General features: G+C 70.5%; 17 protein-coding genes. 5 read left to right on the top strand and 12 right to left on the bottom strand.

Going from position 1 to position 14,140, the window contains the following annotated elements:
- Window positions 1-20: 20 nt before the first annotated feature.
- Complete coding sequence (locus ASE01_RS12730) at window positions 21-842, bottom strand: isoprenyl transferase (RefSeq protein ID WP_082606014.1); 822 nt, start codon at window positions 840-842, stop codon at window positions 21-23.
- Between the two features lie 36 nt (window positions 843-878).
- The gene (recO, locus tag ASE01_RS12725) at window positions 879-1,631 is read right to left on the bottom strand and encodes a DNA repair protein RecO (protein WP_056751974.1); all 753 of its coding nucleotides are present in this window, start codon (window positions 1,629-1,631) and stop codon (window positions 879-881) included.
- Between the two features lie 17 nt (window positions 1,632-1,648).
- Here recO and ASE01_RS12720 point away from each other — a divergent pair, with 17 nt between their 5' ends.
- Together ASE01_RS12720 and ASE01_RS12715 are read left to right on the top strand one after the other, a co-directional pair.
- The gene (locus ASE01_RS12720) at window positions 1,649-2,461 is read left to right on the top strand and encodes an ion transporter (RefSeq protein ID WP_056751970.1); all 813 of its coding nucleotides are present in this window, start codon (window positions 1,649-1,651) and stop codon (window positions 2,459-2,461) included.
- A 30-nt stretch (window positions 2,462-2,491) separates the two neighbouring features.
- A complete protein-coding gene (locus ASE01_RS12715) occupies window positions 2,492-3,538 on the top strand; it encodes a lipase family alpha/beta hydrolase (RefSeq protein ID WP_056751967.1) in 1,047 nt (348 codons plus the stop codon).
- 24 nt (window positions 3,539-3,562) lie between these two features.
- On the opposite strand, the gene ASE01_RS12710 is transcribed toward ASE01_RS12715, so the two are convergent.
- From ASE01_RS12710 to leuA, 3 genes are read right to left on the bottom strand one after another with little or no spacing between them, the layout of a single operon-like run.
- Window positions 3,563-4,441, bottom strand: a complete 879-nt coding sequence (locus ASE01_RS12710; RefSeq protein WP_056751964.1) for an alpha/beta fold hydrolase — start codon at window positions 4,439-4,441, stop codon at window positions 3,563-3,565.
- Between the two features lies 1 nt (window position 4,442).
- On the bottom strand, window positions 4,443-5,261 hold the full coding sequence (locus ASE01_RS12705; RefSeq protein WP_056751961.1) for a shikimate 5-dehydrogenase: 819 nt from the start codon (window positions 5,259-5,261) through the stop codon (window positions 4,443-4,445).
- Between the two features lie 18 nt (window positions 5,262-5,279).
- Entirely contained in the window at window positions 5,280-7,037 is a 1,758-nt protein-coding gene (gene leuA, locus ASE01_RS12700; protein ID WP_056751959.1) for a 2-isopropylmalate synthase, read from the bottom strand.
- A gap of 167 nt (window positions 7,038-7,204) precedes the next feature.
- Between leuA and ASE01_RS12695 the strand changes: the two genes are divergently transcribed.
- The 3 genes from ASE01_RS12695 to ASE01_RS12685 are packed head-to-tail and all read left to right on the top strand — an operon-like array spanning window position 7,205 to window position 9,457.
- Window positions 7,205-7,708, top strand: coding sequence for a flavodoxin family protein (locus ASE01_RS12695; protein WP_056751957.1), 504 nt, complete (start codon window positions 7,205-7,207; stop codon window positions 7,706-7,708).
- 56 nt (window positions 7,709-7,764) lie between these two features.
- Window positions 7,765-8,571 (top strand): septum formation family protein, encoded by an 807-nt coding sequence (locus ASE01_RS12690; protein WP_056751954.1) that lies wholly within the window; start codon window positions 7,765-7,767, stop codon window positions 8,569-8,571.
- Between the two features lie 34 nt (window positions 8,572-8,605).
- On the top strand, window positions 8,606-9,457 hold the full coding sequence (locus tag ASE01_RS12685) for a septum formation family protein (protein WP_056751951.1): 852 nt from the start codon (window positions 8,606-8,608) through the stop codon (window positions 9,455-9,457).
- Between the two features lie 256 nt (window positions 9,458-9,713).
- Here the strand turns inward: ASE01_RS12685 and era are convergent, their stop codons facing one another.
- The 7 genes from era to ASE01_RS12650 are packed head-to-tail and all read right to left on the bottom strand — an operon-like array spanning window position 9,714 to window position 14,126.
- Entirely contained in the window at window positions 9,714-10,808 is a 1,095-nt protein-coding gene (era, locus tag ASE01_RS12680; protein WP_235535971.1) for a GTPase Era, read from the bottom strand.
- Window positions 10,801-11,577: a siderophore-interacting protein gene (locus ASE01_RS12675; RefSeq protein ID WP_056751948.1), complete on the bottom strand. Its 777-nt coding sequence runs from the start codon at window positions 11,575-11,577 to the stop codon at window positions 10,801-10,803. Before ASE01_RS12675 ends, era begins: the two co-directional genes overlap by 8 nt.
- A gap of 34 nt (window positions 11,578-11,611) precedes the next feature.
- Window positions 11,612-12,040 (bottom strand): DUF6916 family protein, encoded by a 429-nt coding sequence (locus tag ASE01_RS12670; protein ID WP_056751946.1) that lies wholly within the window; start codon window positions 12,038-12,040, stop codon window positions 11,612-11,614.
- Window positions 12,040-12,573, bottom strand: a complete 534-nt coding sequence (locus ASE01_RS12665; RefSeq protein ID WP_056751944.1) for a GNAT family N-acetyltransferase — start codon at window positions 12,571-12,573, stop codon at window positions 12,040-12,042. The genes ASE01_RS12670 and ASE01_RS12665 overlap by 1 nt, the downstream gene beginning before the upstream one ends.
- Before the next feature lies 1 nt (window position 12,574).
- A complete protein-coding gene (locus tag ASE01_RS12660) occupies window positions 12,575-13,096 on the bottom strand; it encodes a phage tail protein (RefSeq protein WP_056751940.1) in 522 nt (173 codons plus the stop codon).
- A 9-nt stretch (window positions 13,097-13,105) separates the two neighbouring features.
- Complete coding sequence (locus ASE01_RS12655) at window positions 13,106-13,612, bottom strand: phage tail protein (protein WP_056751937.1); 507 nt, start codon at window positions 13,610-13,612, stop codon at window positions 13,106-13,108.
- 13 nt (window positions 13,613-13,625) lie between these two features.
- A complete protein-coding gene (locus ASE01_RS12650; protein ID WP_056751934.1) occupies window positions 13,626-14,126 on the bottom strand; it encodes a phage tail protein in 501 nt (166 codons plus the stop codon).
- Window positions 14,127-14,140 lie beyond the last annotated feature (14 nt).

The raw sequence follows: 14,140 nt of genomic DNA, 5'->3' as shown, positions 1-14,140 counted from the left end.
CGCGGCCGACGGCCGCGCCGTCAGACCTCGTTCGGCACCGCTCCGCCGTAACGGCGGTCCCGCCGCGCGTAGGTGTCGATGGCCTGCCACAGGTGCCGCCGGTCGACGTCGGGCCACAGCACGTCACTGAAGACGAACTCCGAGTACGCCGCCTGGTAGAGCATGAAGTTGGAGAGCCGCTGCTCGCCGGAGGTCCGCCAGATCAGGTCGGCGTCGGGGAGCTCGGGCACGTAGAGATAACGCCCGAGCGTGCGCTCGTCGACCCGGTCGGGGTTGACCTTGCCCGCGGCGACGTCGCGCGCCAGCGCCCTGGCGGCGTCGCCGAGCTCGGCACGCCCGCCGTAGTTGACGCACATCGTGAGGGTCAGGACGTCGTTGTGCCTGGTCAGCTCCTCGGTCGTGCGCAGCTCGTCGATCACCGACTTCCACAGCTTCGGCGCCCGGCCCGCCCACCGCACGCGAATCCCGCGCTCGTGCATCTCCTCGCGACGGCGGCGGACGACGTCGCGGTTGAAGCCCATGAGGAACTTCACCTCCTCGGGACTGCGCGACCAGTTCTCGGTGGAGAACGCGTAGGCCGACACCGCCTTGACCCCGATCTCGATCGCACCCTCGACGACGTCGAACAGGCTCGACTCACCCTCCAGGTGGCCCTGGGTGCGCGGCAGGCCGCGCTCCTTGGCCCAGCGCCCGTTGCCGTCCATCACGATCGCGACGTGGTGCGGCACCAGCTCGGCCGGGACCGCCGGCGGGCGGGCACCGGAGGAGTGCGGCGTGGGCGGCAGCGGATCGGCCCGGCGGGGGGTGTCAGCAGCGCGGGCACGACGGGAGGAGCGACTCACGGGCGTCAGTCTGTCAGGCCGCCCCCGCCCGGTGGCTCAGCGTTCGACGTAGGCGAGCGAACGCAGGCCCCGCTCGAGCTGCCACTGGACGAAGGCCGCAACGAGGCCGTTGGCCTCACGGACGTGCCGGGGGTCGGCCGCCTCCACCACGGCCCAGCTCCCGGCCAGGAGCGCGCCCAGCAGGGTCAGCGTCTCGGGGGCCGGGGTCGCGGAGCCGGGGATGCGGCAGGTGGAGCAGAGCACCCCGCCCATCGAGGGGTTGAACCAGCGGTGGTGGCCGAGCTCGCCGGTGGCGGTCACGGGAGGCCGGCCGCAGTGGGCGCAGTCGACGAACGAGGGCGTGTAGCCGGCGATCGCGAGGGCGCGCAGGAGGTAGGAGTCCATGACGTGGCCGGGCAGCCGCTCGCCCCCGGCCATGGCGTTGAGCCCGCCGAGCAGCAGTCCGAACTGCTGGCGCGCCGGCTCCCGCTCCTCCACGACCAGTCGTTCTGCCGTCTCGAGCATCGCCGTCCCCGCGGTGTAGCGGTCGTAGTCGCAGCCGATCGTGGCGGCGTAGGCGCCGCGGGTCTCGGCCTGGGTGACCACGTCGAGGTTGCGTCCTTCGGCGAGCTGCAGGTCGACGTGGGTGAAGGGCTCGAGGCGAGAGCCCCACCGCGACGTCGTCCGACGCACGCCCTTGGCCACCGCACGGACCCGGCCGTTCTCCCTGGTCAGCAACGTGATGATGCGGTCCGCCTCACCCAGTTTGTGGGTGCGCAGGACGATCGCTTCGTCACGGTAGAGGACCACCCTCCTATTGTGCGCTCATGGCACCGACAGATCCCTCCGCCACCCCGCACGGCAGCGGACCTCCTCGCCGACCCGGGAAACCGGCGGCACCTCCCGTCAGCTTCATCGACTGGGCGATGCTCGTGCTCGCCATCGTCTCGGTCGCCCTGCTGGTGTGGATCACGTTCTGGGACGTCAGCGACGAGGTGCACGACCGGGTGGTCCGCCTCGACTACGCCATCTGTGCGGTGTTCGCGCTCGAGTTCGCCTGGCGCTGGCGGCGCTCCCGGATGGGATGGCGGTTCCTGCGGTCGTACTGGTACGAGGTGCTCGGCATGATCCCGCTCTCGGACCCGGCCTTCCGCAGCTTCCGGTTGCTGCGGATCGTGGTGATCCTGGCCCGGCTGGGACGGGCCGCGGACCGGGCGTTCGGGGACCGTGCGACGGCGTACGTCGTCAGCCGGTTCGCCGACACCATCGTCACCATCATCCGACGGCCGGTGACGGTCGCGGTGCTCGACGAGGTGATCGCGGTCGTGCAGACCGGGCACTACGCCGAGCACGTCGCGGCAGCCATCCAGGAGAACCGCGCCGAGCTGGACGCACTGATCGTGGAGCTGATCCGGGAGGACCAGACCACCGGCCGGTTGAAGTTCGTCCCCTTCCACGACGACATCGTCCGGCTGGTCAGCGACACGGTCTTCCGGATCGTCGAGGGCGGCCTGGCCGATCCCCGCGTGCACGAGCTGATCTCGGACGCGATCCGGGAGTCGGCGGTCCAGCTCCGCGCCAACGTGCGGGGCCGGATGCACGAGGAGGTCCGGGGACTGCCGGAGAAGGTGGGGACGTAACGGCGGGGGCCGCCCCCGCGTTGTGACGTCGTGCGACGCATCCTGATCGGCCTGGTCCTGCTCACTGCCACCCTCGTGGCCGGACCGGGACCGCTGACGGCCGCGCCGGCCCGGGCTGGGGCCACCTCGCCGTCGTACGCGCCGCTCGACCGGCCGGGGCCTGCGCTGTCGGTGCCGGCCGCGACGCTGGACGCCGCGCTGGACTGCCACGGCGATCCCGCGACCGGACCGCGGCCGATCCTGCTCAACCCGGCCACGAGCGTGACCCCGGTCGAGAACTACTCGTGGAACTGGTCCAAGGTGTTCGCCGCCCAAGGTCGCTACACCTGCACCGTGACGATGCCCTTCCACACCTTCGGCGACATCCAGGTCGCCGCCGAGTACCTCGTGCACGCGATCCGCACCATGCACCAGCGCACAGGCAGGAAGATCGCGATCCTCGGCCACAGCCAGGGCGGCATGAGCCCCCGGTGGGCGCTGCGCTTCTGGCCGGACGTGCGTCCCCAGGTGGCCGAGGTCATCGGCATGGCTCCCTCGAACCACGGCACCGCGGTCCTGCTCGGCTGCATCCCCGGGCTGACCAGGTGCGTCCCGGCTGTGTGGCAGCAGAAGGCCGGATCGGCGTTCATGAAGGCGTTGAACAGCGGCGCCGAGACCTTCAGCGGCATCGACTACACGAACGTCTACACGATGCTCGACGAGGTGGTCGTCCCGGCGCCGTCGTCGGCGCTGACGACCGGCTCCGGTCGGATCAGCAACGTCAAGGTCCAGTCCGTCTGCCCGCTCGAACCCTACGAGCACGTCCTGATGGGCACGGTCAGCCCGACGGTGCACGCCATCGTGATGGACGCGCTCGACCACGACGGACCTGCGCAGGTCGCGCGGGTCGACCGATCGGCCTGCACCAAACTCTTCATGCCCGGCATCGACCCGACTGACGTCGCGTCCTTCGTGCCGGTGCTGACGGCGCTGCCGAGCCTGCTCACCACGGTGCTCCCGAACGTCACCTTCAGCGGTGCCCCGCTGGTCCCGAAGGAGCCGGCGCTGCGCTGCTACGTGCTCGCCGCGGGCTGCTGAAGGGCAGGCCTCCGGGCTGGGCCGTCAGGCTCCCGAGGAGCGGGTACGACGTCCGCGCAGCGTCGTGCGGGAGCACTCCCGCGCGAACCTGGTGACCACCAGGTCGATGCGCTCGGGGCGACGGCGCCACTCCAGGGGCACCTCGGCGTGCTCGAGCGTGGCGCCGGAGATCTCGCCGGCGACCATCTCCGCGTCGCCGACGGGATGGAACAGGTCGCGTGGGCGGGACAGGACCAGCGTCCGGGCACTGATCGAGGAGCGTTCCTCCGCCGACGGCGCGAGGCGACCGAACAGCACGCCGTGGATGACAGCGGCGACGGTGCCGGGGCGCTGGTCGAGGGTCTCGCGGCTCAGGCGCACCCACTCCGGCAGCACCCGGGACGGCAGGGGTCGCGACGCGAGGCGCAGGGCACTGAGGGCGAGCGGCACGAACCGGGCGGCGTACATCACCGGCCCGAGGACGGCGAGCTGCGCGGCGAGGGCGTTGTCGAGCACGGGGCCGTCGAGAAGCAGTCCGGCGACGCGCTCGGGCGCGGTCACGGCGACCTCGAGCGCGATGTTGGCTCCGATCGAGCTGCCGCCGATCACGGCACGGGTCGCCCCGACGTGGTCGAGGAGCGCGACGACCTGCTCGGCGAACGTGGTCACGGAGTAGGCCAGCGGATCAGCGGGCCGGTCGGACCGTCCGTGGCCCAGCGGATCGAGGACGAGCACGTGCAGACCCGACGACGCGAGGGTGCGCGCGGTCTGGTCGTGCACCGAGCGCGGGACCAGCAACGGCGGCACGAGCACGACCCAGGCCTCCCCGGCGCCGTACTCGGTGAACTCGAGGCGGTCCCGTCCGCGCCGGCTCTCGACGAAGAACTGACCGACCTGCTCCGAAGCCAGCGCCGCTCGCGCCATCTCAGACCACCTCTCGTGAGAATGCCGAGGCTCGCTCCACCTGCTCCGGGGTCGCGGTGACCCCGGTGTAGAGCCGGAACTGCTCGGCTGCCTGCAAGGCAATCACCTCTGCACCCGTGATGACCAGCCTGTTCGCACCGTGGGCAGCCCGCACGAGGGGCGTGTCGGCAGGAAACGCCACCACGTCGAGGACCACCGCGGCCGCCGCCACGGCTGCGTCGTCGAAGGACTGCACCCCGGCGTCCGGCCCCCGCATCCCCAACGGGGTGGCGTTGACGAGCACTGCCGCCCGCACGTCGCCGACCTCGGGGAGCCAGGAGGCGTCGTACCGGTTGGCCAGCGCCCGCCCGGCCTCGGGGTTGCGCGCGACCACGGTGACGTCATCGAACCCGGTCTCGGAGAGAGCGGCGAGCACGGCCCGGGCCATGCCGCCGCTCCCCCGCAGGAGCACGCTCGACGACGGGTCGACCTCCCGGTCCCGCAGCAGGGTGGCCACGGCCAGGACGTCGGTGTTGTAGCCGGTGAGCACACCGTCGTCGTTGACGATCGTGTTGACGGAGTCGATCGTGCGCGCACTCCGGTCGAGCCCGTCGAGAAGCGGGATCACCGCTTCCTTGAAGGGCATCGACACCGATGCTCCACGGATCGGCAGCCCGCGCACGCCGGCGACGGCCTGCCCGAGGTCACGCGGTGCGAACGCCTTGTAGACGAAGGGCAGGCCCAGCTCGTCGTACAGGAAGTTGTGGAACCGCGTGCCGATGTTGCTCGGGCGGGCAGCCAGCGAGACGCAGAGCTGCTGATCCTTGTGGAGGACGGGCATCAGCGGGCGTCGCCCAGGTCAGCCGACAGGCGCGATGGGTGTCGCCGGGATGGTGGTCGCGCGCGCCCGGTTGGCCGCACACACCACTGCCCGGAGCGAGGCCGTGACGATGTTGTGGTGGATGCCGATGCCCCACACGATCTCGCCGGAGATCTCGCACTCGACGTAGGCCGCCGCCACCGCATCGCCCCCGGACGAGAGGGCGTGCTCGGCGTAGTCGAGCACGCGGATCTCGGCTCCTGCCTGACGCATCCCGTCGACGAACGCCGCGACGGGTCCGTTGCCCATGCCGGTGAAGGTCTGGTCCTCGCCACGGACGCGGAGCTGGACCTCCTGGCGGTCGTCCCCGCCCTGGTCGGTCGTCGAGGAGAAGGCGACCAGGTCGTAGGGCTCGTCGCGGTCGAGGTACTCCTTGCGGAAGATCGCCCAGATGGCCTCCGGCGTGACCTCGCCGCCCTGGGCGTCGGTGTGCTGCTGGATGACCCGGCTGAACTCGATCTGGGCGCGCCGCGGCAGGTCGAGGCTGTGCTCGGCCTTGAGGACGTAGGCCACGCCCCCCTTGCCGGACTGGCTGTTGACCCGGATCACGGCTTCGTAGGTGCGGCCGACGTCCTTCGGGTCGATCGGCAGGTACGGCGCCTCCCACGGGATCTCGCCGACCGGCACGCCCTGCTCGGCGGCGATCTTGTCGAGGTCCTCCAGACCCTTCTTGATCGCGTCCTGGTGCGAGCCGGAGAAGGCCGTGTAGACGAGGTCGCCGGCGTACGGGTGCCGGGGGTGGACGGGCAGCTGCGTGCAGTACTCCACCGTGCGGCGGATCTCGTCGATGTCGGACAGGTCGACCTGCGGGTCGATGCCCTGGCTGAACAGGTTCATCGCCAGGGTGACCAGGTCGACGTTGCCGGTGCGCTCGCCGTGGCCGAACAGGCAGCCCTCGACCCGGTCCGCTCCGGCCATCATCGCCAGCTCGGTCGCGGCCACGGCCGTGCCACGGTCGTTGTGCGGGTGCAGGCTGATCGCGCTGTGGGCACGACGGCTCAGGTGGCGCGAGAAGTACTCGATCTGGTCGGCGTAGGTGTTCGGGGTGGACATCTCGACGGTGGCCGGCAGGTTGAGGATGATCTCGCGACCCTCCTCCGGCTGCCACACGTCCGAGACGCGCTCGCAGACCTCGATGGCGAAGTCGGTCGGCGTCTGGGTGAAGATCTCCGGGCTGTACTGGTAGCCGAAGCTCGTTCCGTCGAGCAGCTGGTCGGCGTACTTCATCACCCACTCGGTGCCGCGCGTCGCGATCGCGATGCACTCGGCCTCGGTGACGCCGAAGACGACGCGCTGGAACAGCGGCGCGGTCGCGTTGTAGAGGTGCACGGTGGCCTGCGCCGCGCCGGCGAGCGAGGAGACCGTGCGCTCGATCAGGTCCTCGCGGGCCTGGGTCAGCACCGAGATCCGGACGTCGTCGGGGATCCGGTCCTCCTCGACGAGCTGGCGCACGAAGTCGAAGTCGGTCTGGCTCGCGGCCGGGAAGCCGACCTCGATCTCCTTGTAGCCCATCGTCACGAGGAGCTCGAACATCTTCATCTTGCGCGAGGGGCTCATCGGATCGATGAGCGCCTGGTTGCCGTCGCGCAGGTCGGTGGAGAGCCACCGGGGTGCGCGGGTGATCTTCTGGTCGGGCCAGGTGCGGTCCGGCACGGTGACGGGCTCGAAGGCCGTGTAGCGACCGAAGGGCATCCCGCTCGGCTGCTGGGTGGGGATGGTGACGCGCTTGCTGTTCATGACTTCCTCAGCTGGTGGATGACAGGGCGCCGGGCGCGCGACTCACTCCGCAACGAGGGGGTCCGGGCCCTAACAGAACTGGGGCGAGACCTCGCTGCGGCCGCTAAGAAGGAGCGCTCGCGTCATGATGGCGCCACTTTAGCAGCCGTGATCCGTAGGCTGGCGAGGTGCCGCAGCTGCTCGTCGTCCACCACTCCCCCAGCCGATCCCTCGAGACGCTGCTGGAGCAGGTGGTCGCGGGTGCCCACGACGAGGACGTGCAGGCGCAGACCGCCGTCGAGGTCGTGGTGCGCCCTGCGCTGGAGGCGAGCGCCGAGGAGGTGCTCGCCGCCGACGGCTACCTGCTCGGCACCTCCGCGAACTTCGGCTACATGAGCGGTGCGCTCAAGCACTTCTTCGACTCCACCTTCCTCGCGGTCGGCGGCGCACTCGACCCCGACGGCGCCCCTGCGGACGGGTCCGGCGCCACGTCGGGCCGTCCCTACGGCCTGTGGCTCCACGGTCGCTACGACCTCACGGGAGCCCAGCGCTCGGTCCAGTCCATCGTCGGGGCTCTCGGCTGGCGTCAGGGGTACGACGTCGTGGGCGTCCTCGGCGCAGTGGACGACCCGGCGTTGGAGTCGGCCTATGCGTTGGGCGCTACCATCGCGGCACTGCTGACCGACGGATGACCTGTGGGGGGAATGCCCGGTCGGCGACCGGGGCCACCGCACGAGAAGGGACATCGATGACGCTGCACCGCGCCCTCGCCTCCCTGCTCCTGGTCCTGCTCGGCCCGCTCCTGGTCGCGTGCAGCTCCGAGGACCAGGGCGACAACGCCGACCCCGGTCAGGTCGACTCGGTCGAGGTCCCCGCCGTCGGCGTGTGCCGGGCGTTGACGCCCGACGACGTCGCGATGCCGGCGAACGCCACCAAGACCGTCGACTGCAAGCAGGAGCACACCGCGGAGACCTTCGCCGCCGCTGAGCTCCCCGACGAGTTCGAGGACGCCGAGTACGACGACCCCGAGCTCGGACACTTCGCCTACCGCACCTGCTCGGCCGAGTTCGCGAAGTTCGTCGGCGCCGACGAGAGCCTGGTCCTGCGCACCACCCTCAGCTGGGCCTGGTTCCGACCCTCGGAGAAGGCGTGGAGCAAGAGCGCCCGCTGGTACCGCTGCGACGCCGTGGGCGGCAACGCCGCCAGCCCCACCTACCGCCCGTTGCCCGAGACCGCGAAGGGGATGCTGTCGGGTCGCCCCGACGACTCCTGGCTCAGCTGTGCCAGCGGCCCGTCGGTGGCCCAGGGCGCCAAGGTCCCGTGCTCGCAGAAGCACGACTGGCGTGCTGTCACCACCGTGAAGCTCGGCCAGCCCACCGACGAGTACCCCGGCGACCGGGTGATGGAGAGCCGGACCCGCTCGTTCTGCTCCAACTCGGTCAAGGCGTGGCTCAACTACCCCTCGGAGTTCGAGTTCGGCTTCACGTTCTTCCATCGCGCCGAGTGGGACGCCGGCATCCGCCGCTCCGTGTGCTGGGCGAAGACGACCAAGTAGACGACGAAGCGACGACGAAGCAGACGACGACACGATGCCCGAGAACCCCCGCCTCCTGCGCCGCTTCCCCCTGCGCAAGCTCGCCCTGACCGTCCTCGGCACCAGCCTCGCGGCCAGCCTGGTCGCCTGCAGCGGCGAGGACGAGCCGGTGGACGCCGACGCACCGGGCGCCACCCAGACGAAGGCCGCCGATCCTCCGGCCGGTCCGGCGACCGGCGCGTGCTACCCGCTGCCCTTCGAGACCGCGGTGGCGCCGACCTCGGAGATCGCTCCCGTGCCGTGCACGAAGGCCCACACCAGTGAGACGGTCGCCGTCGGCACGATCGACGCACTGGTGGGCGGTCACCTCGTGGCCGTCGACTCCGCGCGGGTGCAGGCCCAGGTCGCCACCTCCTGTCCGCAGGCCCTGACGACGTACGTCGGCGGCAATCTCGAGAGCCTGCGGCTGAGCATGATCCGCCCGGTCTGGTTCACCCCGACCGTCGAGGACTCCGACGCCGGCGCCGACTGGTACCGCTGCGACGCGGTCCTGCTCGCCGGCACCTCCGAGCTCGCCGAGCTCACGACCACCCTCAAGGGCGCGCTCGCCAGCGCGAAGAGCCGGAAGCGCTATGCGATGTGCGGCACCGCCGCGCCGGACGCGAAGGACTTCCAGCGGGTGCTGTGCACGGCGAAGCACTCGTGGCGCGCGATCGATGTGGTGGTCTTCCGCGAAGGCGCCTACCCCGGTGAGAAGAAGGTCCGGGCCGCAGGTCGCTCGCAGTGCGAGGACGCCGCCGCCGACGTCGCCGAGGACCCGCTGGTCTTCGAGTGGGGCTATGAGTGGCCCACCAAAGAGCAGTGGGAGATGGGCCAGATGTTCGGGCGGTGCTGGTCCCCCGACTGACCGGCCGTCCCCGCCGCTCGTGCCCGCCGCTGATCGAGCAGCCCGAGCCCAGCCGTCCCCGCCGCCGATCGAGTAGCCCGAGCCCAGCCGTCCCCGCCGCCGATCGAGTAGCCCGAGCCCCTGGGCGAGGGCGTATCGAGATCACCTCACCGAGATCTCGATACGCGCGTCGCGACCTCGTTCCTCGGTCACGGCGCTACTCGATCTGCCCGTCAGATCGCTGCCGGACCTCGTTCCTCGGTCCGTCAGCCGACGGTCAGAACCCCAGCTTGCGGAGCTGCCGGGGGTCGCGCTGCCAGTCCTTGGCGATCTTGACGTGCAGGTCGAGGTAGACCGGGGTGCCGAGGAGGGCCTCGATCTGCAACCGGGCCACGGTGCCGACCTGCCGCAGGCGGGCGCCCTTGTGGCCGATCATGATCCCCTTCTGGGAGTCGCGCTCGACGTACAGGTTGGCGTGGATGTCGAGGAGCGGCTTCCCCTCGGGGCGCCCCTCGCGCAGTCCCATCTCCTCCACGACGACCGCGATCGAGTGCGGGAGCTCGTCGCGGACCCCGTCGAGGGCTGCCTCGCGGATGAGCTCGGCGGCGAGGATCTCCTCGGGCGCATCGGTCAGGTCGCCGTCCGGGTACAGCGGCGGACCCTCGGGCATGAGTCCGACGAGGAGCTCGGCCAGCAGGCCGATCTGGTCGCCACCGACCGACGACACGGGGACGATCTCGGCCCACTCGGTGCCGGTCTCGCGACCGAGCTCGGCGATGTCGAGCAGGTGCTCACCGATCCGCTCGGCACTGGCCAGGTCGGTCTTGGTCACGACCGCGATCTTGGTCGTACGACGGACCTTGGCCAGCTCGTTGACGAGGAACCGGTCACCCGGCCCGATCTTCTCGTCGGCGGGGAAGCACACGGCCACGACGTCGACCTCGGCCCACGTCGTCTTGACCAGGTCGTTGAGCCGCTCACCGAGCAGCGTGCGTGGCCGGTGCAGACCCGGGGTGTCGACGAGGATCAGCTGGCCGTCGGCGCGGTGCACGATGCCGCGCACCACGGTCCGGGTGGTCTGCGGCTTGTCGGAGGTGATCACGATCTTCTGGCCGACGATGGCATTGGTCAGCGTCGACTTGCCGACGTTGGGGCGTCCCACGAAGCAGGCGAAGCCGCTGCGGAAACCCTCCGCGATCGGCCCGTTGGCGAACACCGGCGCGGACGGCGGCGGCAGCGCCCCGAAGTCCTCGTCGAAGTCGTCGTCGTCGAAGTCCTCGTCCTCCTCGACCTCGTCGTCCTCGTCGATCTCGTCGGTCGGGTCGGTCGGGTCGGGCTGGTCGGTCGGGTCGTTCTCGTTGGCCTCAGTCATTGACTGCTCCCTGTGCTGCGTCGTAGTCGGCCCAGATCTCCTCGTCGGACTTGCCGGCGGCCTTGCCGGCGCGCCAGATCGGTCCGGGATCGACGGCACGGGGCTGGCGTTGCGCGACGGCGCGCCAGTAGCCCATGACGTCGTAGTGGGTGCTGGGAAGCGTGCGGTCCCGCATCAGGTGCTTGCGGATGGCGCGCATCTGCGCGGACTCCCCCGCCATCCAGAAGTAGCCGGGGCCCTCGGGGAAGTCGAGCGTCTCCACGACCTCGGCCAGCCGGCTGGGGCCGTCGGTCGGGAGCCAGGTGACGTCCACGCCTGCGGGGAAGTAGTCCTCGACCCGCGAGTCGAGCGGAACCTCGGCGACGATCCGGGTCGGGAGCGTGGTGGCGTTCTCGGCGGCGATCCGGGTCATCGCGGGCAGCGCCGTGAGGTCGCCGACCAGGAGCAGCCAGCCGGCGTCGGGGGGCGGGAGGAAGGAGCCCTTGGCCTCGGTGATCGTGACCTGCTGGCCGACCGGGTCCCCGGAAGCCCATTCGGTCACCAGGCCCACCGGGTGCACGACGACGTCGAGCACCAGCGTGCTGCCCTCCACGGAACGGACCGTGTAGTAGCGGCTCTGGAACTGACCGGGCACCACGAGGCCGATCCACTCGTCCGAGATGCCGGTCGAGACGAAGCCCGGGACCTCCACCGTCAACCGCACCAGGTGCGGGGTCACCTGCTCGCGCGCGACGACGTCGGCGACGTACTGCTGGGCGCGGGTGCTCACCCGCCAACACTAGTGGCCGCGGGCGCCTCCGCCCTCATCGGTTGTTGACGACCACCCGATAGGTCCGGCGGTGCTCGTCGGTCGGCACCAGGAACAGCGAGGTGGCCGAGAACCGCTTGCGGCTGACGGAGTAGGTGCCCTGCTCGGGGCCCTGACGGGTGGCCCGGAAGGTCAGCTCGAAACTGCGCAGGGAGCCGCGGGACGCGCCGACCCGCAGGTCGCTCACCTTGATCAGCTTCATCGGCACCCGGACGCCGGTTCCGGTGACCCAGAAGGACAGGCCGCGGCGTTGGGCGAAGCGTCCGCGCCGGTAGAGCCCAGCGCTGGAGGTGAAGCGCCGGGCGATCGGTCCCGGGGCCTGCGGCGCGGCGAGGACCGGCTCGAGGGTGCTGGCCCCCACGACGACTGCGGCCACTCCCGTGGCGCCGGCACCGAGGGCGGTACGGCGGGTGATGTCGGACATCAGATCCTCCTGGTCGGGGCGGTGTGCCCGTTTCGAACTTGGCGTTCAAGGTCGCGCCACTCGAGCAGACGGTGGGCCCCGCGGACCTCGAGCTGACGGAAGCCGAGCCGTTCGTACAGTCGCGCGGCCGGGTTGTGGATCTCCACGTGCATGCTGACCGTTCGCCCGCTGGCCGCGGCCTCGTCCAGCACCTCACGCAACAGCATGGTTCCGATGCCCCGTCCACACGTCGCGCCGGACAACGCGATGTCGACGACCCGGAGATCCGTCGGGCGCCGGTCCACGCTGAGTCGGCCGGCGAAGCGCCCGTCCACCTCGACCACGTCGAACGACGCGTCGGGGTTCACGCTCAGGTAGTGGTGCTCCCGGGCGTCGTACTGCATCCGGAGGAAGGTCTCGCGCTGTCCGGGTCGCCAGGGCACCTGGTCGAGCTCGGCCGAACGGCCCTCGGCGTACAAGGCCACGAGGTCCTCGCGGTCCTCTGGCCGAACCGGGCGCAGCGCGATCCCGGCGGCGGTCAGGGTGGGCGTCATCTCAGGGCCGCGGGGGGAAAACACCCTCGAGGGCGATGCAGAAGTTGAGCGTCAGGTAGGGCTGCATGTTGTTGTGGGGCACGTTGCCTCCGGCAGTCGCGAGCGCACCGTGGCCGAGGTCGGTGTTCGAGGTGGCCTGGTAGAGCGCACCGCCACTCGAGGGGCCGAAGGTCGCGCTAGCGGAGGGTGCGCTGCTGTCGGCCAGGTCGATCGTGTGGGCCGCCAGGGTGTGGGCGTGGGACGGCATCTCGGAGTTCAGGAGCGTGACCGTCTCCGTTCCGCCGAGCTCGCCGAGGTCGTACAGGCTCAGACCCGGTCCCTGGCCGTGGTGCATCGGTGCGCAGCCCTGCAGGTCCGGCAGCGCGAAGGTCGACTTCCCGTCACCGCCGTAGGTCGTGCCGAGGAGCGCGAACAGCGCGGTGTTCTGCGAGATCGGTAGGAGCTGGCCATCGCAGAAGGCCCAGCCACGCGGAGCGAAGTTGAAGCCGAACATCCGGATCTCGGCCACGAACGGGTCAGACATGTGCGCTCCTCAGGTCTGGGAGGGGTAGAGGCCGAACAGCGAGATGATGAAACTCACGCAGAGGTACGGCTGGAGGTTGGTGTGCGGCTGGCTGCCGCCGCTCGCGGTGATCGCCGACGCTGCCAAGGCGCCCGTGGTCGTGTCGTTGACGTAGGGCACGACGTTGAGCGACATCGCCGGAAGGTTCCCGGCCGGACTCGCCTGGTTGCCGGGAAGTCCGTTGACCGCCTGCATCGCGTGGGTGTGCTGCGGGATCTGCTGCGTCGACAGCGTGACGTGCTCCACACCTCCCTGCTCGGCGAGGACGAACCCGCTCCCCTGGTGCAGTGGGAGTCGGCCGCGCAGGTCCGGCAGACCGAAGGTCGACTCACCGTCCCCGCCGTACGACGTGCCGATCAGGTTGAAGAGGGTCTCGTTCTCGCTGATGGGTAGCATCTGGCCTGCGCAGAACTCCCAGCCCGCAGGCGCGAAGTTGCCACCGAACATGCGAATCTCGCCCACATAGGGTTGTGCCATCGTTCAGCCCTCCTCAGGTCTGACTCGGGAAGATGCCCTGCAACGCGATGCAGAAGCCGATGGTCAGGAACGGTTGCATGTTCGGGTGGGCCTGGCCGCCGCCGACGGAGGTGACCGTCTCGCCCGACAGGGCGACGGTGCTCCCACTGTCCCGGTAGACGTTGTTGCCGCCACCGAGATAGCCCCCCGAGGGGCTGGTCGTTCCTCCCGCGACTGCGCTCGAGGCGCGGACCGGGTGGGTGTGCGTCGCCATCTCGGCCTGGGTCAGTGTGTGCGCCTGCTCGCCGCCCGTCTCCCCCAGGGTGTGACCGGACCCGGTGTGGATCGGGACTCGGCCCTGGAGGTTCGGCAGGGCGAAGTTGGTCTGCCCGTTGCCCCCGTAGGTGGTGCCCAGGAGCGCGAACAGCGCCTGGTTCTGGTTGATGGGCAGCAGTTGCCCGTTGCACGCTGCCCACCCCTTCGGAGGGAAGACGAAGGACATCAGGCGGATCTCGGCCAGAAACGGTTCAGCCACGGTGACTCCTGTTC

Source organism: Nocardioides sp. Root190, assembly GCF_001428565.1.
Taxonomy (GTDB): Bacteria; Actinomycetota; Actinomycetes; order Propionibacteriales; family Nocardioidaceae; genus Nocardioides.
Note: the sequence above shows the minus strand (reverse complement) of the source record. Positions and strands in the feature narration are given on the sequence as shown.